This window comes from Bacillus sp. FSL K6-1033 (assembly GCF_038630765.1).
Classification (GTDB): Bacteria; Bacillota; Bacilli; order Bacillales; family Bacillaceae; genus Bacillus; species Bacillus altitudinis.
The window spans coordinates 1,139,344-1,160,008 of record NZ_CP152041.1 but is presented as its reverse complement, the minus strand read 5'-3'; the positions used below and the strand labels follow the sequence as shown (position 1 = coordinate 1,160,008).

Sequence of the window (20,665 nt, the reverse complement as noted above, 5' to 3'; positions counted from 1 at the left end):
CTCTCATTAGCCAATCCATTGATGATAAATCGTTCTCGCTTTCGCAATATCATTTGTCCCATGTACAAGCGCTCTGCCATCTTTGAATAAAACAAGCTTGTACTCATCTTTCTGACACGAAAGCAAATAAGGATTTTCCAGCACATCCATTCCTGCTTTCTTTAGCTGACGGGCTACTTCATGCAGCGCCGGGGGTGCCCCTAGTGCACTGCGAATTTGGACGGTATTTCGTCCACATAATACATCTGCTTTTGCTCTTTGATCATATGAGAGAAATGGGTATGTCTTAAGACCGCAGCTTGGACATTGTTTCTTTTTTAAAGACGTAACGGATCGAATATCAGATCGCTCGTTTGTCCATAAATCAAACGATCTTAATACCGGCGTGATGTGGTGTCCTGTTAAAAGCTTCAGTGCATCCGCCACTTGATAGGCCGCAACCTGCTGTACAACTGGACTAATAATTCCTGCTGTATCACATGTCATGCCTTGTGCAGGTAAATGCTCAAGCAGGCAGTGTAAACATGGTGTTTCACCAGGAATCACTGTGAATTGAATACCGTAGCTTGCTACACAGGCTCCATAAAGGAACGGAATTTGATGTTTGACGGCTGCATCGTTCGCAATCATTCTCACCTCAAAATTATCCGCTGCATCCACGATGATGGATGCCCCGCTGACGTACTCATCAATATTTTGAGCGGTCACGTCAAGGACGATTCCTCTCACGTGAACATCACTGTTCACCTGCTTGAGTCTTTTCTCAGCAGCCACAGCCTTTGGCAGCCGATCAAGAACATCTTGTTCTGTGTATAGCTGCTGACGCTGCAGGTTGCTCCATTCAATATAATCTCTATCCAAAATGGTGACAGATCCTACGCCGGCACGGACGAGCATTTCAGCACTCGCTGTTCCAAGTGCCCCAGCCCCAATAATGACGGCCTTTGAGGCATGTAGCCGTTTTTGTCCTTTCTCTCCAATAGGCCTAAAAAGCTCTTGGCGTGAATAACGTGTGCTCAAAATGCTGGCATTCCTTCCTGCGGACTGCTGGCTGTTCCATAGTTTTTGAGTGGAATACGGCCTGCCTCGAACCCGAGTCTTCCAGATTCAATCGCCAGCTTCATCGCTTTAGCCATTTTCACAGGGTCCTTTGCGCCAGACACGGCTGTATTCAGTAATACAGCATCAGCGCCCAATTCCATCGCATAAGCAGCATCCTTCGGAGAACCTACACCCGCATCAATAATAACTGGCACCTTTGCCTGTTCGATAATAAACGATAGATTCAGAGGGTTTAAAAGCCCTTGACCTGAACCGATTGGAGAAGCACCTGGCATAATGGCATGGACACCAAGTTCTTCTAATTTCCTTGCCAACACCACATCATCTGACGTATATGGCAGCACGATAAAACCTTCTTCTAATAACATTTCAGATGCTTTTAACGTTTCGACTGGATCTGGCAGAAGTGACCTTGAACAGCCAATGACTTCTACTTTGATCATGTCACACAGTCCAGAAGCTTTCGCTAAACGGGCAATCCGCACCGCTTCTTCCGCTGTACTTGCCCCGGCAGTATTTGGCAGCAATGTATAGGCTGATAAATCGAGCTGCTCTAAAAAATTAGGCTGTGATGGTTCAAATATGTTCATTCTTCGCACAGCAAAGGTCAAAATTTCAGCTTCTGATACGTTGACCGCCTCTTTTTGCACTTCAAATGATGGATACTTTCCTGTCCCTAGTAATAGTCTTGATGTAAATGTTTTTCCGCCAATGCGCAGCATGGTGTCATCCTCCTCCTACAAAGTGAACGATTTCAATCGTGTCATTTGGTTGAATTTTTACCTGTTGAAAGGCTTCTTTATCTATAATTTCTTGGTTCTTTTCAACGATCACCACTCGGTTTTCAAGTTGATAGGCTGATAGCAGATCAAAAATCGTGCCATTTTCCTTATCGAAATCAACCATTCTTCCATTCAATTGAATTTTCATACGAACAATGCCTCCTTTCGCCCAATACGAAACGCATGAAGCCATTCCTTGTGAACCGACTCGCCTACTATTAAGCCGCGAATGATTTCCCCCGTAATTGGCGCAAGTAAAATACCATTTCGGTAATGTCCCGTTGCAAAAAGAATACGCTCGTCTTCTGGATGTTTTCCGATATAGGGGTGCCGGTCGCTTGTCGCTGGCCGAAGACCTGCCCAGCATTGATCAGTCGGCATCTCTCGAATAGAAGGCATGAGCTGAGATGCTTTGTGAATAACTGCTTCAATACCGCCAAGTGTCGGAACGGCCTGCCAGTCATTCGGTTTCATCGTTGCACCAATCACTAGCTTACCGCTATCCCTTTGAACGATATAACAATGATCATGATAGATGGTGTGTGCAAGCGCTGGACCGTTATTCCAAACAGATACGCATTCTCCTTTTACAGGATAGAGAGAATGTGATAACCCCAGTTCTTCTAAAAAACGGCCTGACCATACACCACTTGCTACAGTCAGATGATCACATGTGAAGATGCCTTTAGCTGTACTGACTGTCAAAGTTTCTTTTCCCCTCTCCACATCGATAACGGGGGTAAACTCCTTCACATCCGCTCCGTGCCGAACAGCCGCCTGCCAAAAAGCCCTGCATACCGCATATGGCTCGACATGTACATCATCTGCTATCAAGCCTGCTCCTACGATGTCATCTGCTATTTGAGGCATACGTTCTTTTACGCTGCTTGCTTCAAGCCATTCAAATGTGGGCAAATGCTGCATCCGGCAAAGCGCTCGCTTTTCTTGTTCTGTAAAAGCCACCTTCATAATCCCGCCCACTGATGTCCGAATATCAATGCCCGATTCACGCTGAAGGTCGACCGTTAATTTTTCATATAAAACCTGACTTTGTCTGCCTACTTGAAAGAAAATATCCTCATCACCTTCTCCTTCAGCATGTGCACCCAGCATGCCAGCAGCCGCACTCGTCGTTTGCTTCCCGATCTCATTTGCCTCAAATAAGACAATCTGCTTTCCTGCTTTTGCAAGGTGATAAGCGATCGACATCCCTATGATTCCACCACCAATGATTGCAACATCATAATGCTTGTTCATAAGGATTCTCCTTTCGCTTTTTAGAAAATGTTTGCGCCATTTTGCGCGGCTGAGGATGAGCAAAAATCCCCGACATGACGGCTATTCCCTTTAAATCAACATGCATCAATTCTGGCAGTCGTTCTGGTGTGATTCCACCAATGACAACGACTGGAATGGACAGCTCAGAAGTCATGTCTTCCACAATCTTTATGCCTCTCGCCTGAAGTCCGGGTTTGCATGCGGTATCATACACATGCCCAAACATGACATACTCTGCCCCCTTCTTCTCTGCTGCTTTGGCTTCTTCTATCGAATGAACCGATACCCCCGCATGGAGGTGAGGAAATTTTTGTCTTAATTCCTTTGGCGAAAAGCTGTGTCCTGGAAGATGAACCCGGTGAATATTGGTCAGCAGCGCAACGTCAACTCGGTCATTTATAATCAGCTTTTCTTTCGGAACACCTTCTGCTAGGAGTTGTTTCACGAGTTGAACCAGCTCACCTGCTGCCTTCGATCGTTCACGAATATGAATAAAGTCTACTTCAGACGCAATGTCTTTTATTTGCTTGATGAGCTCCCTGACAGGAAGCGTATCATTTGTCACTGCATGGAGTTCCATTTGCACCAACCCCATCTAAGCATGCTGTTTGCCACATTTCTTTTTCATACGCCATCTCCCAGAAATGGTATTCGTAATAGCTCGAAATCACGAAATTTTCTTTCATATTAGCCCGCACATGTTCTGGCGCTTTTTCTGCAAGTTCATCAAAACGGTTCACCTGTTCAAAAACAAGCTCTTTAAACCAATCCCCGCCATATGTCAAAATCCATTCTTGATAAATCGGATGGTCAGGTGTTGTTTGTTTCAGTTTTTCTCCTACCTCATAATAAAGCCAGTAGCACGGCAATAATGCGGCTAAAATTTCTTCAAAACGACCGCTTTTCACAGATCGGTACATATGCGAGGTATATGCATAAGCAGTTGGAGAAGGTTTAAAGTTTGCCAGCGCTTCATCAGAGATCTGGAGCAGTTCTGTGAACTTTCTATGCAGTGATAGCTCTGCTTCATACGTACCCTGCGCATGATATGCCATTCTGCCTGTCGTATGTAAGTCCTCACTAATAGCGGCTCCATACGATTGTACTTTTGCAAAATGAGTTAAATAGTACGAATCCTGCATCACATAATAAGTGAAACGATCGAGTGAAAGTGTGCCATCACCAATCCCTTTCACAAAAGGGTGTGTAAAGCTCCCATTCCACCATCTAGCTGCTGCTTCTTTACATTCGTTCGAAAATGTCATGTTCCTCTCCTCCTGTTTTTCCATATAAAAAAACCACTTTCCGCGTGGAAAGTGGTTTGGAATTTGTAAAAAGCATAGTCAAACACCGCACCACTTCCCTACGCAGGTATGAACCTGTTCAGGTAATGAGGGTCTAAAAGTCTACACTTTTATCTCAGCCCTTTTAAAGGACTCCCCTAGTGGATCAAACATATATTGTTGTACCTCTATCTTAATCAGGATTTGTTCATCGGTCAAGGGTTCATTGCAACTCTAATTGGGCTCTAAGTCCTGCCACATACTCCCGGGAGCCAGACACAAGCACGCGGTCACCGCTTCTAAGTGTCGTATCCCCATGCGGTACTAAGCTGTCAATTCCTCTAAAAATACGGACAAACACCAAATCGCCGGTAAAAGGAAATTCCCTCAGCATGACATTATGATACCGATGATTGTTCATTTGAATTTGATACAAAGAAGAATCCTCATTTGTTAACAAGCGAATCGCATCAGGTGCTTCAATCAATGCCCTCAGCACCGTTTTAGATGATAAGAAGTTAGAAAAGGTATCGATCCCTGCTTCCTTTAAAGTCAGCTCGGTTTCCGCTTTGTTAACACTTGCAATGACTTGTTTAGACCCTTCTTCTTTTGCAAATAAAGCAATTTCCTTATTTTTCGTTTCACTGCCTGTAGCCACAACGAGCACATCCTCTTGCCCGATGCCAGCCTGCCTGAGCGTATCATCGTCATATTGTTCAATCGCTTCAACTTCAAAGATGGAGTCAGCAAGCAAGGCTTCTTTATTTTCCTGAAAGACGTGTAAAATACGGATGTCATATTCATCCTGATGCAAATCAAGCGTCACAGGTAACGTCAGCTGATTCGCTCCAATAAACGTCACACGCTTTTTATGATTGGTTTCACGTTCTTGTTTAAATAAGGCCTTAAACCAAACAGGTGTTAAAACACTCGTGAGCACAGCGACTAGAATAAGGGCTCCTGACATTTTATGATCAATGACACCAAGCCGCTCACCAATCGTTGCAGCAGCAATAACTAGGGATAACGTCGAGGTTAATAAAAAACCAGAACCGATAACTTTTTTCATGTCATACCATTTTTTTAAATAAAGAATCGGAACGAGTTTACTAAGCAATAATGCGATAAACAGTAGCGGAATCATGATCATGATGGTTGGATCTTTAAAGAGTGACCATATATTCAGGTCCACACCGACCATCACAAAAAAGATCGGAATTAAAAATCCATAGCCAAACGAGTCCAGCTGCTGTACGAGCTCTTTATTAGGCGAAAGAAGAGACACAAGCACACCTGCTAAAAAAGCCCCAAGAATATTTTCAGCACCGAGTGATTCAGATAAGGCAACTAAGACTATAATGAGAGTAAAGATGGCTCTTGTCCCAATTTGCACCGTTCCTTTTGACATGGACTGAAAAATGGACTTTGTCTTAAATACCCTGCCAAATAAATAAAGAAGAATACCTGCCGCAAATAATAATAAGAGCAACCACATGTTCCCTGTTCCATCGCCATAAATGGAGGAAAACACAGCAAGTAAAATCATTGTCACCAAATCAGCAATGACGGCTACAAGCAAAATGATTTGACCAATATTCGTCTGCATCAACTTTTCCTCTTTTAAGGTAGGAACTACCACACCCAATGAGATGGTGGAAATAATAAGCGTCATTAAAAAGGCATTTTGAATAAATCCTGCAAGGACAAACGCATAAGACAGGATAAAGGACATACAAAATACGCCAACAAAAATAATGGTCGCTGTTTTAAATGTATTCGGTTCTTTTAATCCATTTGGTAGTTCTCGCGCTTTCTTCTTTGATTCAAAAGAAGAAAAATCTATTTCAAGTCCACTTAAAAACATAAGAAAAATAAAACCTAGCATGGATAACGTATCTAGCCATGCGTCGTGTTCAACAACTAGTTGAAGACCGCTTTTTCCAATGATGAGCCCCATGATGATTTCAGCGACAACGACCGGGATGGTCAGCTTAAATCGGTGCAATAAAATGGGGGTGAAAAAGGCTACAATAATAACGACAACGAGTGATGAAACAGATGTATGCTCCATTGGCTAAAGCCTCCTAACATTCATGTTTAATTTTTAAGTTTTACGTTAAAGCATTGATTCTAACAATTGCGCAAATGAAATGAAAGCCATTCGTTATATTTTCTAAAATTCAAACTTCTTTATATCCGATCAATGGATGAAAAAATCAGGAGGAACCTTTATGAAATTCGATATCATCGGCGATATCCACGGCTGCTACGAAGAGCTGCTTACCCTCATACACAAACTAGGATACGAACTCAAACATGGACTACCTGTCCACCCTGATAAGAGAACACTGGCCCTTGTTGGTGATTTAACAGACCGCGGCCCTCGATCAGTTGCCGTCATGCAATTTGTCATACACGCCTATTCTAAGGGCGCAATCCGCTATGTGCCTGGTAACCATTGTTTTAAGCTGTATCGCTATTTGAAAGGAAATCCCGTAAAATTACTGCATGGCATTGAAACAACAGTGAATGAAATCAAAAACCTGCCGCATGATGAACAAACCATTTTATCACGTGAATTTAAACATTTATTTGAAAAGGCACCGCTTTATGATGTACTGATTCCGAATGAACTGATCATTGCACACGCAGCGATGAAGGAAAAGGATATTGGCAAAAAACCGAACAAACAAATGAGGTCTTATCTATTATTTGGAGCAGTCACCGGAGAAACATGGCCAGACGGTCGACCTGTCAGGAAGGACTGGGCAAAGGAATATCACGGAAAACCATGGATTGTGTACGGGCATACACCCGTAAAAGAACCAAGATTTATCGGTAGAACGGTTAACATTGATACAGGCTGCGTCTTTGGCCACAAGCTCTCTGCCCTTAGATATCCAGAGCTTGAGACCGTATCTGTTCCTTCATCTATGCCATATGATGATTCAAGATTTCAGCATTTCACGCAATAAAAAACCCGGTCCACCATGACAGGTGACCGGGTTTACTTGTTTACTGAAGCAATAATGTCATATCATCCGGCAAAGGAGCCGAAAAGGTCATGGACTCCCCTGTTATCGGATGCGGAAAAACAAGGGTTTCACTATGAAGTGCCTGCCTGCCTATTCTCTCGCTTGTTCCACCATATAGCGTATCTCCAACAAGCGGATGACCAAGGAATTGCATGTGAACACGAATTTGATGAGTTCTTCCCGTTTCAAGGGTAAGGGACACATCAGACATATCTAAATGAGTATGTACCGCCCGCACCGTATAATGTGTTACGGCTTCCTGACCAGATTCATCCACCATTCGTTCAATAATGCTGTCCCCTTTTCGAGCAATTTTTGCTCTAATTGTTCCTTCCTTTTGCGTGATCATGCCATGTGTAATGGCTCTATACGTTCGCTTGACTTCCCCTTTTTTCTGCGCCTTTGATAAAAGGCTGTGTGCAAAGCGATGTTTAGCGACTAACATGACACCAGAAGTATCACGATCAAGACGGTTCACCAAATGGACAGTCAGTCGAACAGGCTGTTCAGCATAATGGTGAAGCACCCCATTTGCAATACTATACTCAGGGTGCTCTCGAGAAGGAATCGATGGGATATACGGCTTTTTATTCAGCACAAGCACGTGCTCGTCCTCAAATAAAATATCAAGCGGAATGGCCGCAGGTTTTAGCCCTTCACTCACTTTTTCCTCGGGAAATAAAATGGTGAGCCTGTCTCCCTCGCGCAGCTCATATCTCACGGTCACATGCTCTCCATTAATCAGAAGGTCACCGCCATCAAATTTAATATCTGTCAGCATTCGTTTTGAAATGCCAAGATCGATTAAGTAGTCCTTCAGCAGCCTGCCTTCTTCTTTGGCTGATATGGTTTTGTTTATCTTAAAGTATTCCAGCGAGAACAACCTCTTTCTTATTCTCCTTTGCCGATAAAGGAATCTTGCACCCTTTTCCAAAACGGAAATGGTCTAAATCGGGCAAACCGGACATTCTCGTCTGCCACTCGGCATTGAATGGATTTCACATCTTTATGCAGCAGCGACAAATGATCTATCGTCACCTGAAAATCCACATCATTAATCGGTTTGATCACACACATATGGTGGTCGGGCAAAATGAGCGGCGAACCGACCGTTCTAAACACTCTGTTGTTGATTGAAGCCATTTCTGCCAGCTGGATCGCCCTAATGGATGGGTGAATAATAGCCCCGCCAAGTGCCTTATTATAGGCTGTACTGCCAGATGGTGTAGACAAACAAAGACCATCTCCTCTGAATGTTTCAAAAAGCTGACCCCTAATCTCAACATCTGCCACAAGTGTACCTTCCATACTTTTAATCGTACATTCATTCATTGCTAAATATTTTTCTTCCCTGCCCCCATCGTTGTACCTGACGATGACTTCAAGAATCGGATATTCCACAATATGATAAGGCGTTTTGGCAATGGCTAACACAAGCTTTTCAATTTCACTCGGGACCCAGTCCGCATAAAAACCAAGATGGCCTGTATGTACGCCGACAAAAGCGGTTTCGTTCAGACGGTTGCTATACCGGTGAAAAGCGTATAAAAGGGTTCCGTCTCCGCCAACTGTAATGACGAGATCGGGTTCCTCTTCATTTAATTCCATTCCAAAATCCAATAAGTAGGTCTGTATTTTATTTTTAAGTGTGTCAGATACAGAATTCCCTTTCGAAGAAACTGCAAATTTCATGAATTCTTCTCCTTTTCCACCTTGCTGCTATAAGAGGGCAGCATCATATTTGATCAAGCTTAGGCTCAGCTATCGTTTTTCTTTTTCCGGGAAAATGCCACTTGCGCTTCTTGAATTTCCCCTCTGATTTCAGACATCTCATCATCAAGAAGAGATGCTGCCTCAGAAGCTCTTTGAAGGCGCTGCTTGACCTTCTCCGGGATATTCCCGCTATATTTATAATTCAGAGAATGCTCGATGGTCGCCCAAAAGTTCATGGCTAATGTACGGATTTGGATTTCGACGAGGAGCTGCTTCTCTCCATTGATCGTTTGTAGCGGATATAACACAACAAGGTGGTACGAGCGGTATCCGCTTTCTTTATGTTCTGCAATATAGTCGCGTTTATCTACAACCACGAAATCTTTTCGTGACTGGAGCATTTTCTTGACGACTTGTATATCTTCTACAAATTGGCACATAATGCGAAGCCCTGCAATATCCTGCATCGTTTCAATCTCATGCATCGGGATGTTTTTACGCTTTGCCTTTTCCAATATGCTGGCAACGGGTTTCACTCGGCCAGTGACAAATTCTACTGGTGAATGGTCATCCTCAAATTCATACAGTTTTCGAATGCCTTTTAGTTTCACTTTTAATTCTTCGACTGCTTGCTTATATGGTGCGAGGAATTGATCCCATTGTTTTTTGTCCATGAAACTTCCCCCAATTCCAAATACCTAATTATTTCAGAGGAATGTGCTCTTCACTTTCTCTTCCATATCTCCGTAATTGGCATTGTCTTTAATATTGTCGATTAAATAATTTAATTCCTGATGAAGTTGAATGAGTTCTAGCGTTTGCTCTTCCGCCGCCAAATAGACAGGGATTTCACGATTCATTGCTTCTTTTAATGGAGCCCATGTATGTTCTCCTAAAATAAGATACGTAAAAGACTCCTCAGTCTCAAGTATGTAAACGAACGCAAAGTGATCAGAATCAACAAGCATTTGTCCTGATGCTTTTGCTTTTTGAATTTGCTCATCTGACTGGACCGTCAAGATCAGCCTGTCTTCTTTTAAAGTTGCTTCTGTGATTTCAATTCTGTTTTGCATCATGATCTCCTTTACAACAAAGTACAGCTTTATTTTATCATATCAAGTTCAATATTGATAAACCGAACTTTTTGAGAAAATTTGATTTCTCAATTTCGTTGTTCATTTTGCCTCATTTAGCATCTATATACGTCTCTTTTTAAGGAATAAATAAGAAAAAAAGAAGCTTTTCATGTACAATAATCATATTTCCTCTAAATGAAAGGTTGATGTCAAAATGGCACAGGAAATTGAGATAGAACTAAAACAATTATTAATGAAAGAAGAATTTGAACAGCTAAAAGAATACTTTCAATTAAAGGACGAGGACTTCCACACTCAAACCAACTATTATTTTGATACACCTCAATTTGATATAAAATCCAAATTCGCTGCATTACGAATGAGAGAAAAAGGCGGGCAGTGGGTCCTCACATTAAAGGAACCGCATGAGATCGGCCTTTTGGAAACTCACCAAACGATCGATCCTCCCGAAAGCCTTGAACATTTCCACCTGCCAGAAGGTGAAGTGGCAGACAGATTAGTACACCTTCACATCCAAAAGGATCAAATCGTGTATTTTGGTTCACTGGAAACGTCAAGAGCAGAAAAAATGATCAAAGAAGGCTTAATTGTTTTGGATCACAGCCGATATTTAACAGTAGAGGACTATGAACTTGAATTTGAAGTGAGCGATTTAGACATTGGACAAGCCGCTTTCACAGCATTGCTTCAGCTATTTCAAATCCCACCAAGACACACGAAAAACAAAGTCGTACGTTTTTATGAAGAAAAAATGAAAACAAAAGAATAGATGAATTCCTTGAAGGAGGAACATGATGAACGTCAATCAACTTCAATCCTTTATGCAGCTTCAAGCACTCAAAACGTTACAATCTGATAACGGACAAACACAACTCACAGCTGGACAAGAATCAAGCGCTGAGACTTCATTCCAGTCGCTGTTGCAAGATTTTTTAGGCGGATCAGAATTATCTCGTCTCCCGCTTTCCATTTCTGCTTTCATGGGATCGGACCCATCAACGTCTCCGAACACGCAATATGCACGCATGAATCCATATTTATCTGCGATAGCGGGCAGTGAACAGCTTCAATCTCAGTCTCTTTATGCAAATGACAGCCAATTGAATACCGCAAATGGTATTGGAAACGTCTTAAATAACAGCTACACACCGCCGCTTCAAAAAGCTGTTTCAGGCTCTTCATCAAAAGAGATTAATCAGATCGTCTCACAAATGGCTCAAAAGCACGGAGTTCCAGAAAAGCTGATCCACGCAGTGATCAAGCAAGAATCCGGTTATCGCACGAATGCTGTCAGCCATGCAGGTGCACTTGGACTGATGCAGCTTATGCCGTCTACTGCTAAATCACTTGGCGTGAACAATGCCTTTGATGCAGCCCAAAACATTGAAGGCGGAACGAAGTATTTAAAACAAATGCTGCAAAAATATAATGGAAATGTCTCACTTGCCTTAGCCGCTTATAACGCAGGCTCAGGGAATGTAGATAAGTACGGAGGCATTCCTCCATTTAAAGAAACACAAAATTATGTAAAGAAAATCACAGCTCAATATTTCGCCTAAACCGAAGAGAATAACCTCTTCGGTTTTTTGTATGTCGCTTTTCACCCTTTTTTGACTGAATGTGTTATGATATGGTCAATTGAACACGGACCCTGTCTCCCTCACTATTCCCAAAGCACCAAAGCGGTTTGTTTGTGGAATTGAGTAGAGGTTGTTAAAATAAGTATACAAGAATAGAAACAACAAAATAGAACAAACTGAATATCACTTTTGAAATACATGAAATTCGCAATAGGGTGAGCCATCCTATTAGCTACGAGTTAAAGGAGTAGTCAACATGGTACAATCGTTTAACGCACCTTACGAAGCGGTTGGAGAGGAACTTCTATCGCAACTTGTTGATACTTTTTATGAAAATGTAAAGTGTCATCCTTTGCTTCATCCTATTTTCCCGGATGACTTAAAAGAAACAGCAAGAAAACAAAAACAGTTCTTAACTCAATATTTAGGCGGACCGCCGCTTTATACTGAGGAGCATGGTCACCCAATGCTACGGGCGAGACATCTCCCTTTTCCGATTACTGAGGAGCGGGCGGACGCATGGCTTGAATGCATGGAGGATGCAATGGATCAAGTAGGACTAACCGGCGATATTCGTGACTTTTTATTTGAGCGGCTGTCTTTGACGGCTCGTCACATGGTCAACCAAATACCTGAAAAGGACGGACGATCTTGAGCTGCAATCCGCATGAGCAATATTTCTCACATTGTCACGGACATCCTCAAAAGCCGATTGAAATCTATGTATTCATTGATCCTCTCAGCCCGGACTGCTGGTTATTAGAGCCATCAATTAAAAAGTTGAAAATGAAATATGGCCGTTTCTTCACTTTACGAACGGTTACAAGTTCTAGTATTAATGCTTTGAACCGGAAACGAAAAAAACATTTACTAACCGAAGCGTGGGGGAAATTTGCCACGAAAACTCAGACCAAAAAAGAACAAATGCTGTCTGAACAAATTGTGACATCACCTTATCTCGCCTCTCTTGCATTAAAAGCAGCTGAACTTCAGGGCAGAAAATGCGGAATGAAATTTTTACGACTCATTCAAGAATCGCTTTTTTGCCATCAGCAGGACGTCACCAGTGAACAAGTCTTGCTAGAAAATGCAAAAACGGCTGGACTGGACATTGAAGAGTTCCAGCGAGATATCCATTCTCAAAGTGCTGTCAAAGCGCTCCAATGTGATATGAAAATCGCAGCTGAAATGGATGTGTCTGAGCTTCCCACTTTCGCCTTTTTTAATACGATAAATGGTGAAGAAGGATTAAAGATTTCAGGTGCATATTCTTATGATATTTACGAGGAAATTCTCTTTGAAATGATTGGCGAAAAACCAACACCTTCAGAACGACCGCCAATTGAATGGTTTATCGCTTACTTTCAATTTGCATCAGCAAAAGAAATTGCCGTTGTATATGACCTGACCCTTGAAGAAGTTGAACGCGAGATGAAAAAACTCGCATTTGCTAAAAAGGTAGAACGTGTACAAGTACATCAAGAAATGTTTTGGCGTTATACAGAAGGAGACAATCATTCAGATCTTGATGTCTACCGCTGTGAGAATGAACATGGGTGCTGACCCATGTTTTTTTCTTCACTCCCAAAGGAACACTTGTTCTATTTATAAGTACGAAGAAACCGCGCCGGGATAAGCGCGGTTTCACTATGTCTTAACGACAACAAAGGGGATGGGAGAAATTTTTCACGGTCAAACAAAGGGGTAATGTTTGTATGTGATTAATTTCACATCTGTAGTATATCAAATTTTGTCGACTTATGACAACCGATATACTATATGTTCATATTTTTGTCACAAAACATAAGAGGACTGTCACTTTCATATAGTGAAAGTAACAAAAAAATGGGGGGATCTGCATGCGCAGCACAACCATCGGACTTGTTGCCATTGGCTTATGTTTCTGTTTAAATATATTAGGCTTAATGAAGATGCTGCCTCTTTACCTGACATCTCCACTCCTATTCGCTTCCATTCTCTTTACACTCTATCGAATGAATCACCGAAAAACCTTCAAAGGATTTAAAGCGTAATCATTGAATGTACAAACCTCGTTCATATAGACGAGGTCTAGCGTGTAGGCAAACCCTCGCATTCGGTGTCAGTCCTGCAAAGGTTTTCTATCACGCTAAAAAGAAGTCAAAGGGCTAAAATTAAGTTCATTTTAGCCCTTTGTCAACAATCTGGTCTTTTTATTTCAAGAAAAAACTCCTGCCAAAAGGTGAGTTTGCACTCACACATCTGACAGAAGTCTTCTCGTTACTCACCAGTCTTTGAGATGAGCTCTTCCATTTCCTTTAATTTTTCTTCAAACAATTGACATGCTGCCTCAATTGGCTCTTTCGATGCCATATCTACACCAGCTTTTTTCAGCACGTTGATTGGATAGTCAGAGCTTCCTGCTTTAAGGAAGTCTGTATAGCGCTCCACCGCAGGTTTCCCTTCTTCTAAAATTTGTTTACTTAATGCCTGAGCCGCACTATAGCCTGTCGCATATTGATACACATAATAGTTGTAATAGAAATGCGGAATTCGCGTCCATTCTAATCCGATTTCCTTATCCACAACCATACCGTCGCCAAAATACTTCTTATTCAGGTCGTAATACAGGTTCGTCATAAACTCTGGCGTTAATGCCTCCCCTTCTTGCGCTTTCACATGAATCAGGTGCTCGAACTCTGCAAACATCGTTTGTCTGAATACCGTCCCTCTAAATCCTTCTAACAAATGATTGAGCACATACAAGCGCTGCTTTTTGTCCTCTAAATGATTCAGTAAGTATTCACCTAGTAATGCTTCATTTGTTGTAGAAGCTACTTCCGCTACAAAAATACTGTAGTTTCCGTACGGATATGGCTGATGCTTTCTTGTATAGTAGCTATGTACAGAGTGACCAAATTCATGAGCCAGTGTAAATAAATTATCAATATTATTTTGCCAGTTCATTAAGATATAAGGATTCGTACCATAGCTTCCAGAAGAATACGCACCGCTTCGTTTCCCTTTATTCTCATAAACGTCTACCCAGCGATTTTCGAGTCCCTCTTTTAATACCGAAACATATTCTTCTCCTAATGGCGCTAACCCTTTCAGCATATAATCCTTTGCTTCATCATAGGTCAGCTTCATGCCAGCATCTTTTACTAATGGTGTATACAAGTCATAATTGTGCACTTCATCAAGCTTTAATACCTTTTTACGCAATTCAATGTAGCGGTGTAATAACGGTAAATATTGATGAACTGTATCAATTAGATTGTCATACACTTCTTCAGGAATACTGTTGCGTGATAACGCTGCTTCTCTTGCAGATTTGTAATGACGTACTTTCGCATAAAAATTATCCTTTTTAATCGAGCCACTGAGTGTAGACGCCAAAGTATTCTTATATTGATCATACGTTTTATAAACGGCTTTAAAAGCATTCTTTCTCACTTCACGATCATCACTGTTTAAAAAGGTAATGAAGTTGCCATGAGTAATTTTCTTTTCTTCTCCATTTTCATCCTTAACAGAAGGGAACGAAATATCTGCATTATTAAACATACTAAACGTAGTGGATGATGTTGATAAAGGTTCAGAGGCTTCAGCTAATAAAGCTTCTTGCTCCTCACTTAAAATATGCGGACGCTCTTTGTTAATTTCTTCGAGAGCGTGAGAATAAAGTTTTAATTCTTCTTTTTCCAAAATAAATTGCTGCAACTTATCTTCTTGAATAGATAAAATTTCCGGAACAATATAGGCAGATGTACTAGACAGCTGTGTAAATAAATTGGATGCTTTATCATTTAAAGCCTGAAATGATGAATTTGTTGTATCTTCATCGTATTTCATGTGCGCATATGTATAAAGCTTGCCAAGTTTTTCAGAAAGTTGATCCTGAAATGTTAGGGCTTCATACAAGACATCAGCAGAATGGGCCAGCTTGCCTTTAAATTGGGCGAGCTTCGGAATTTCTTTTTTTACAGCTTCGAATTCCTTATTCCAAGAATCGACACTTTCAAAAATATCTTCAAGGCGCCATTTGTTTTCTTCTTTTACTTCGCTTCTGTCTGGTAAATGATTGTTGTTATTTTGTGAAGTCATATGAATCCCCCTTGCATGAGTTGTGTTGAACCAACCTTTCGGAAAGTGAAAGAAATTGGTGTTGTATTTATCTTCTTTGTTTTGAACTATATTTGTCAAATCATATGCAGAAATAAATACCAAACAAACTAAAAAAATGAGAAAAAAGCGTTTCTTTCTATTCAATAGCAGCACCACCTTTTTCTTATCATGATCAAAGTGGGCATGAAACATGCTAATGAAATAAGAAAGCATCTCGTTTTATCGCTTCATCTGCTGTTTGTATAGGCTTTTGATTCGACGTTACTTGATAATTACCCTCTTTCGTCATGTATAAAAACCCTAGATTCACAAGCGCCCGTACATATGAAATGATCACCCCTTTGATTTCTTCTATTGTGACATTGGCATATCGGAGCTTCACTTCTTTATTCTGGACACATCGCTTAATTTCTTTTAAAAGTAGATGAATGGTCACTTGTTCTTTTCCCTTTCTAACCATCCAATCATAAAGACATCCTTGCCACACATAAACAGGGCTTGAAAAGATATATGCTTCTGTCAGGGGGATAAATAATTCTGTCGGTAGAAATGGCCATGCTGTTTGATGATGCTCATAAAAAATGGTTCTTAAACGCTTGCTTTCATTTGCTAAAATGCGGGGTGGCCGCTCCCTAAATTGCCGAATACACTTGAGCCACTCTTTATACAATTGATGATTGCTCGAGGAAACAGATAAGAGTGCTGGTAGTTGGCGATAAGCTGAAGGCGGTCTAACGGTCATTGAGGCACATATTTTCGTTGGCTGAAACACGAGAAGTTGATCCAGGTGGATGAATCTATTTTGGATCGGACAATAAAAAATGAGTCTCCTATTCTTTGACTGCCTTAAAATTCCCCAATGAATGGAGGAGAATGAAAAGAGTTGGCCAGCCATTCGTTTTAAACGATTCGCCCCTATGATCCATATAGGATAGAGCCCCGCAGCATGGAGACCTTCCGTTCGTTTATATAGCTCTTTCCACGAAATATTTGCACATTGAAATTCGATGGCATAGCTTTTATTTTCTATAGCAACGGTCACATCAGGGCGCTGCTGAATGTTTGAAACATATTTCTCTAGTAACGGCTCATATCCAAGCTGCGTGAGCCAATCCTTAAGAGCCATTTTCCCTGCCTGATGATAAGCTGTTTCACCGGTGGACGCTAATGGACATGCCGAGAGCTGTTTATGTGCAAAATGATGGACACGATGCTCACCTAGCTTTAATAGAACCTCCTGCCTACATTCAGGACAGTAAAATTTGCACGTAGCTCTTACATGCTCTAGCCGCCTTTTAGTCAGATGTTGTGTGATGCGAACCAGCTTGCCATTCTCCATGATCGCTGCATTCATATATTTCGCCCCTTGCTCTTTGATGACCGTATTATAGCTTTTTCTCTCACAAGAAAGCGAATATCGAAAATGAACTTTTACCGTGTCAAAACACGATTTCAACCTGCTTTCCCTTAGTAAAATCAAAAATCCCCCTTTTAGAAAAGGGGGAAATACAATTTTTATAAAAGTGGTGATAACAATCTTGCTGTTGATTCAAACAGCCTCACCCTCAAAGGTCTCTTCGCAAATTCTTCTGGAACAATTTCATGCGACTGCTCTAAATCACCTAAGAAATCGTTGACCAGCTTCTCTGTGCTTTTTGTTTTATAGAGGAAAGCATTCACTTCAAAGTTCAGATGAAAACTTCTCATATCCATATTTGCTGTACCAATTGATGCTAGCTCACTATCCACAATGATAAACTTGCTATGCATAAAGCCTTGATCATATTCGTATACCTTCGCACCTGCTTCTAAAAGTTCGGGGAAGTATGAACGGGACGCATGAAATACGATGCGTTTATCTGGATTTTTCGGCGCAATGATTCGCACATCGACTCCGCTCAACGCAGCAATTTTCAGTGCGGACAAAATATCATCATCAGGTACAAAATAAGGTGAAGCAATCCAAATTGATTTTTTGGCGGAGATAATCATGGAGAAAAAAAGATTTTTAATGACTTCCCACTGTTTATCAGGACCACCCGCAATCATTTGTACGCCTTCTGCTCGACTCTCCATATGGCTGAAATCTTTAAAATAATCCACACCCGAGCACCTTTCGTTGGTCATGTAATACCAATCCTGCATAAAAATCTGCTGCAAATCACGAACGGCCTCACCTTTAATCATCAGGTGTGTATCACGCCAAAATCCATATTGTCTGCTTCTACCCATATATTCGTCCCCAATGTTAAGTCCTCCGACAAATCCTACTTCTCCATCAATCACCACGATTTTCCGGTGATTTCGGAAATTGATTTTATTATTTAATAAGGGCAGTCTCACTGGTAAAAACGGAACGATCTGCACGCCAGCCTTTTCTAAGTCAGCAATATATTGACGGGAGAGTTTTAGGCTGCCTACATCATCATATAAAAAGCGGACAATCACACCATTTTTTGCTTTCTCGATTAAAATGTCCTTTAATTCTTGTCCCAGATCATCATGACGGAGAATATAATATTCTAGATGAATGTGATGTGTTGCTTTTTTGATCTCTTCAAAAATATGAGAGAACGTTTCTTCTCCATTGGTCAGAACTTTAGAGGATGTGCGATACGTAATAGGGGTATGTCCAAGTCTGTGGGCCAGCTTAAATAAGAGCTGCTGATGGTCACCCATATGAGTCATTTTTTCAATTGCTTCTCTGTGGATACGTTCATCTTCCTGGACAAGCTGTTCATCCAGTACCGCTTTCTTTTCAAAAAGTCTGCGCTTTTTAATATTGCGTCCAAAGAAAATATAAAACAAAAACCCGAAAAGCGGAAAGCTCCCAAGCAGCACAAGCCACGTAATCGTTTGAGAGGGATTTCTGTTTTCTAAGAAAATGACAAACCCGATGAAGATAATCGATAAAGTGAATAGAACACTGACGGAACTTAATACACTTACCGCTAGATCACCGGCAAAAATTTGGATAATCAAATAAGCACCTATCGTAATGATAAGAAAAAATAGAACTTTGACTACATTTCTCATTTCATTTTCTCCTTGCCGATCACTTTATTTACTTTTTCATTCAGATAAAAAAGTCGATTCCTCTATAGAAATCGACTTTTGGTTGTTACGAGAAGTGCTGTTGAATCGTTTCAAGCGCATTCTCTTTGACAATCAGCTGACCGTATTCTTGCAGTCTGTAGATGCTGACCACTGATTCATGAGCATATTCAAGCAGAATACTAAGCTTATTCTCCACCTGCTCATCTGACAAATCCTCGTGGAAGTCAACATATAGATAATAACGGTTTTCAAACGAATATAAACTTGTCGTAAAATCCTGCATATTTAATTGAGAAAGTGCAATCAAATCTTCAAAGTCATCCATTTTCAATACGAACTGAAGTTGAAGTTTTTTGTCCTTCTCATTATGATCTTCTTGATCTTGCTCTTCTTTATGAAAATCATCAAGCAGAGCATCTAAACTTTCTTCATCTGTTTGATCTTTTTTATCTTCTGGAATCGGCAATTCGAGCTTTTGTCCATCTTTAGAAAGTTGGGCTTTTGTCACGACAATTTCAAGACCTTTATCAAGTGCCTGTACTTGAATCCAAAGTGGTCCCTCTACTGCAAATTCTTCTTCTTCGTGCACTTCGTCCATCACTTCCCAGAACAGCTCTTCACTGCGCTCACGATTATACCAAATCTCTTCACGGTCAAAACCGCGATCTTCAATATCACCGTAGGAAATATAAAATTTGACTGTATGTTCATTTATTCTTTCGATTTCCATTTTGCCAACCTTCCCTTCTATATAAGATGTTGAAGGGACATACAAGCTCCCAATTAATAGTACTTTACTACACTTTACCCGTTCCGTCTACATGTTAACCATTTAAAGAAATGAGGTATTGCTGTGTACTGTCTATTTTATGATAAAACATGAATAAAAGAAATAAAAACGCATTTTTTGCAGAGAAAACTTGCAGAAACATATATTTGAATTGTCCTCATATATTGGTTGTACGAGCTATTTTAGTGAAATGAGGTGAACTGGATGGAAACAGAGTGGATCGTATCCTTACTGATGATTATTGGCATAGACCTCATATTAGGCGGAGATAATGCATTAATCATTGCGATGGCCAGTCGAAGCTTATCAAATGAAAAACGAAACAAAGCCATATGGATCGGCACACTTTTGGCAGTGCTGATGAGAATCACCATGACTGGTGCTGCCGTTTATTTATTGACCATCCCCTATTTGCAATTTATCGGCGGTCTCTTTCTCCTTTATATAGGATACAATTTGTTAATTGAACAAAAGAAAGAATCCATTCGGATTAAAAGCAGCGGCTCCCTTTGGCGTGCTGTTCAGACCATCGTGATTGCAGATCTTTTTATGTCACTTGATAATGTGATCGCTGTTGCAGGGGCAGCTAAAGGGAACATGGTGCTCACTGCCTTTGGCTTAATGATTTCAGTTCCGATTATTATTTGGGGAAGTAAGCTGATTCATGCAGCACTAACCAAGTTTCCGATTCTCTTATACGGAGGGAGTGCCCTTTTAGCTTTTACAGGCGGAGAAATGATTGTCCGTGATGTAAAACTGAATGAATTTATGGCGCAGCATACAACACTTGAATTGTTGCTTCCTTTTTTAACCGTCGCAACCGTTATTTTAGCCAGTCTCTTTTACGAACAAACGGCTGAAAATAAATAAAAAAAGCTGCC

The 20,665-nt window shown here is 41.0% G+C and carries 22 protein-coding genes and 1 riboswitch; of the genes, 7 read left to right on the top strand and 15 right to left on the bottom strand.

All coding sequences use genetic code 11. The features are described 5' to 3' along the window. Positions 1-6 precede the first annotated feature (6 nt). The 7 genes from MHH31_RS05790 to MHH31_RS05760 all read right to left on the bottom strand — a co-directional run bounded on the left by MHH31_RS05790 (position 7) and on the right by MHH31_RS05760 (position 6,476). On the bottom strand, positions 7-1,020 hold the full coding sequence (locus tag MHH31_RS05790) for a thiazole biosynthesis adenylyltransferase ThiF (RefSeq protein WP_342495368.1): 1,014 nt from the start codon (positions 1,018-1,020) through the stop codon (positions 7-9). Beyond that, positions 1,017-1,784: a thiazole synthase gene (locus MHH31_RS05785; RefSeq protein WP_007498979.1), complete on the bottom strand. Its 768-nt coding sequence runs from the start codon at positions 1,782-1,784 to the stop codon at positions 1,017-1,019. The genes MHH31_RS05790 and MHH31_RS05785 overlap by 4 nt, the downstream gene beginning before the upstream one ends. 4 nt (positions 1,785-1,788) lie before the next feature. Next, positions 1,789-1,992: a sulfur carrier protein ThiS gene (gene thiS, locus MHH31_RS05780; protein WP_017367025.1), complete on the bottom strand. Its 204-nt coding sequence runs from the start codon at positions 1,990-1,992 to the stop codon at positions 1,789-1,791. Further along, positions 1,989-3,101 (bottom strand): glycine oxidase ThiO, encoded by a 1,113-nt coding sequence (gene thiO, locus MHH31_RS05775; RefSeq protein WP_342495367.1) that lies wholly within the window; start codon positions 3,099-3,101, stop codon positions 1,989-1,991. The genes thiS and thiO overlap by 4 nt, the downstream gene beginning before the upstream one ends. After that, entirely contained in the window at positions 3,085-3,702 is a 618-nt protein-coding gene (tenI, locus tag MHH31_RS05770; protein WP_342495366.1) for a thiazole tautomerase TenI, read from the bottom strand. The genes thiO and tenI overlap by 17 nt, the downstream gene beginning before the upstream one ends. Then, positions 3,677-4,387 (bottom strand): thiaminase II, encoded by a 711-nt coding sequence (gene tenA / locus MHH31_RS05765; protein ID WP_017367022.1) that lies wholly within the window; start codon positions 4,385-4,387, stop codon positions 3,677-3,679. The genes tenI and tenA overlap by 26 nt, the downstream gene beginning before the upstream one ends. Positions 4,388-4,465: 78 nt before the next feature. Then, positions 4,466-4,575, bottom strand: a riboswitch (TPP riboswitch). A gap of 53 nt (positions 4,576-4,628) precedes the next feature. Further along, positions 4,629-6,476, bottom strand: a complete 1,848-nt coding sequence (locus MHH31_RS05760) for a monovalent cation:proton antiporter family protein (protein WP_274660968.1) — start codon at positions 6,474-6,476, stop codon at positions 4,629-4,631. Positions 6,477-6,636: 160 nt separating this feature from the next. On the opposite strand from MHH31_RS05760, the gene prpE reads away from it, so the two are divergent. Beyond that, entirely contained in the window at positions 6,637-7,380 is a 744-nt protein-coding gene (gene prpE, locus MHH31_RS05755) for a bis(5'-nucleosyl)-tetraphosphatase PrpE (RefSeq protein ID WP_017359667.1), read from the top strand. Positions 7,381-7,420: 40 nt separating this feature from the next. On the opposite strand, the gene MHH31_RS05750 is transcribed toward prpE, so the two are convergent. From MHH31_RS05750 to MHH31_RS05735, 4 genes are all read right to left on the bottom strand, one after another. Further along, positions 7,421-8,314, bottom strand: a complete 894-nt coding sequence (locus MHH31_RS05750; RefSeq protein WP_045034754.1) for an RluA family pseudouridine synthase — start codon at positions 8,312-8,314, stop codon at positions 7,421-7,423. 17 nt (positions 8,315-8,331) lie between these two features. Further along, positions 8,332-9,132: an NAD kinase gene (locus MHH31_RS05745; protein WP_342495365.1), complete on the bottom strand. Its 801-nt coding sequence runs from the start codon at positions 9,130-9,132 to the stop codon at positions 8,332-8,334. Between the two features lie 65 nt (positions 9,133-9,197). After that, positions 9,198-9,827: a GTP pyrophosphokinase family protein gene (locus MHH31_RS05740; protein ID WP_008348457.1), complete on the bottom strand. Its 630-nt coding sequence runs from the start codon at positions 9,825-9,827 to the stop codon at positions 9,198-9,200. Positions 9,828-9,860: 33 nt separating this feature from the next. Next, positions 9,861-10,226: a hypothetical protein gene (locus tag MHH31_RS05735; RefSeq protein ID WP_008348459.1), complete on the bottom strand. Its 366-nt coding sequence runs from the start codon at positions 10,224-10,226 to the stop codon at positions 9,861-9,863. Positions 10,227-10,443: 217 nt separating this feature from the next. Between MHH31_RS05735 and MHH31_RS05730 the strand changes: the two genes are divergently transcribed. From MHH31_RS05730 to MHH31_RS05710, 5 genes are all read left to right on the top strand, one after another. Continuing rightward, positions 10,444-11,019, top strand: coding sequence for a CYTH domain-containing protein (locus tag MHH31_RS05730; protein WP_025207157.1), 576 nt, complete (start codon positions 10,444-10,446; stop codon positions 11,017-11,019). A 25-nt stretch (positions 11,020-11,044) separates the two neighbouring features. Next, complete coding sequence (locus tag MHH31_RS05725; protein WP_008348461.1) at positions 11,045-11,809, top strand: lytic transglycosylase domain-containing protein; 765 nt, start codon at positions 11,045-11,047, stop codon at positions 11,807-11,809. 277 nt (positions 11,810-12,086) lie between these two features. Continuing rightward, positions 12,087-12,485 (top strand): thiol management oxidoreductase, encoded by a 399-nt coding sequence (locus MHH31_RS05720; protein ID WP_007499001.1) that lies wholly within the window; start codon positions 12,087-12,089, stop codon positions 12,483-12,485. Continuing rightward, on the top strand, positions 12,482-13,393 hold the full coding sequence (locus MHH31_RS05715) for a ClpXP adapter SpxH family protein (RefSeq protein ID WP_007499002.1): 912 nt from the start codon (positions 12,482-12,484) through the stop codon (positions 13,391-13,393). The genes MHH31_RS05720 and MHH31_RS05715 overlap by 4 nt, the downstream gene beginning before the upstream one ends. A gap of 296 nt (positions 13,394-13,689) precedes the next feature. Further along, entirely contained in the window at positions 13,690-13,863 is a 174-nt protein-coding gene (locus tag MHH31_RS05710) for a hypothetical protein (protein ID WP_008348466.1), read from the top strand. A 226-nt stretch (positions 13,864-14,089) separates the two neighbouring features. On the opposite strand, the gene pepF is transcribed toward MHH31_RS05710, so the two are convergent. The 4 genes from pepF to mecA all read right to left on the bottom strand — a co-directional run bounded on the left by pepF (position 14,090) and on the right by mecA (position 19,724). Then, positions 14,090-15,916, bottom strand: a complete 1,827-nt coding sequence (gene pepF, locus MHH31_RS05705; RefSeq protein ID WP_282706805.1) for an oligoendopeptidase F — start codon at positions 15,914-15,916, stop codon at positions 14,090-14,092. A 214-nt stretch (positions 15,917-16,130) separates the two neighbouring features. Continuing rightward, positions 16,131-17,291, bottom strand: coding sequence for a competence protein CoiA family protein (locus tag MHH31_RS05700; RefSeq protein WP_024720123.1), 1,161 nt, complete (start codon positions 17,289-17,291; stop codon positions 16,131-16,133). Positions 17,292-17,452: 161 nt separating this feature from the next. Next, the gene (gene cls, locus MHH31_RS05695) at positions 17,453-18,973 is read right to left on the bottom strand and encodes a cardiolipin synthase (protein ID WP_024720122.1); all 1,521 of its coding nucleotides are present in this window, start codon (positions 18,971-18,973) and stop codon (positions 17,453-17,455) included. An 85-nt stretch (positions 18,974-19,058) separates the two neighbouring features. After that, positions 19,059-19,724: an adaptor protein MecA gene (mecA, locus tag MHH31_RS05690; RefSeq protein ID WP_008348474.1), complete on the bottom strand. Its 666-nt coding sequence runs from the start codon at positions 19,722-19,724 to the stop codon at positions 19,059-19,061. 264 nt (positions 19,725-19,988) lie between these two features. Between mecA and MHH31_RS05685 the strand changes: the two genes are divergently transcribed. Continuing rightward, positions 19,989-20,654: a TerC family protein gene (locus MHH31_RS05685; protein WP_007499010.1), complete on the top strand. Its 666-nt coding sequence runs from the start codon at positions 19,989-19,991 to the stop codon at positions 20,652-20,654. The last annotated feature ends 11 nt before the right edge of the window (positions 20,655-20,665 follow it).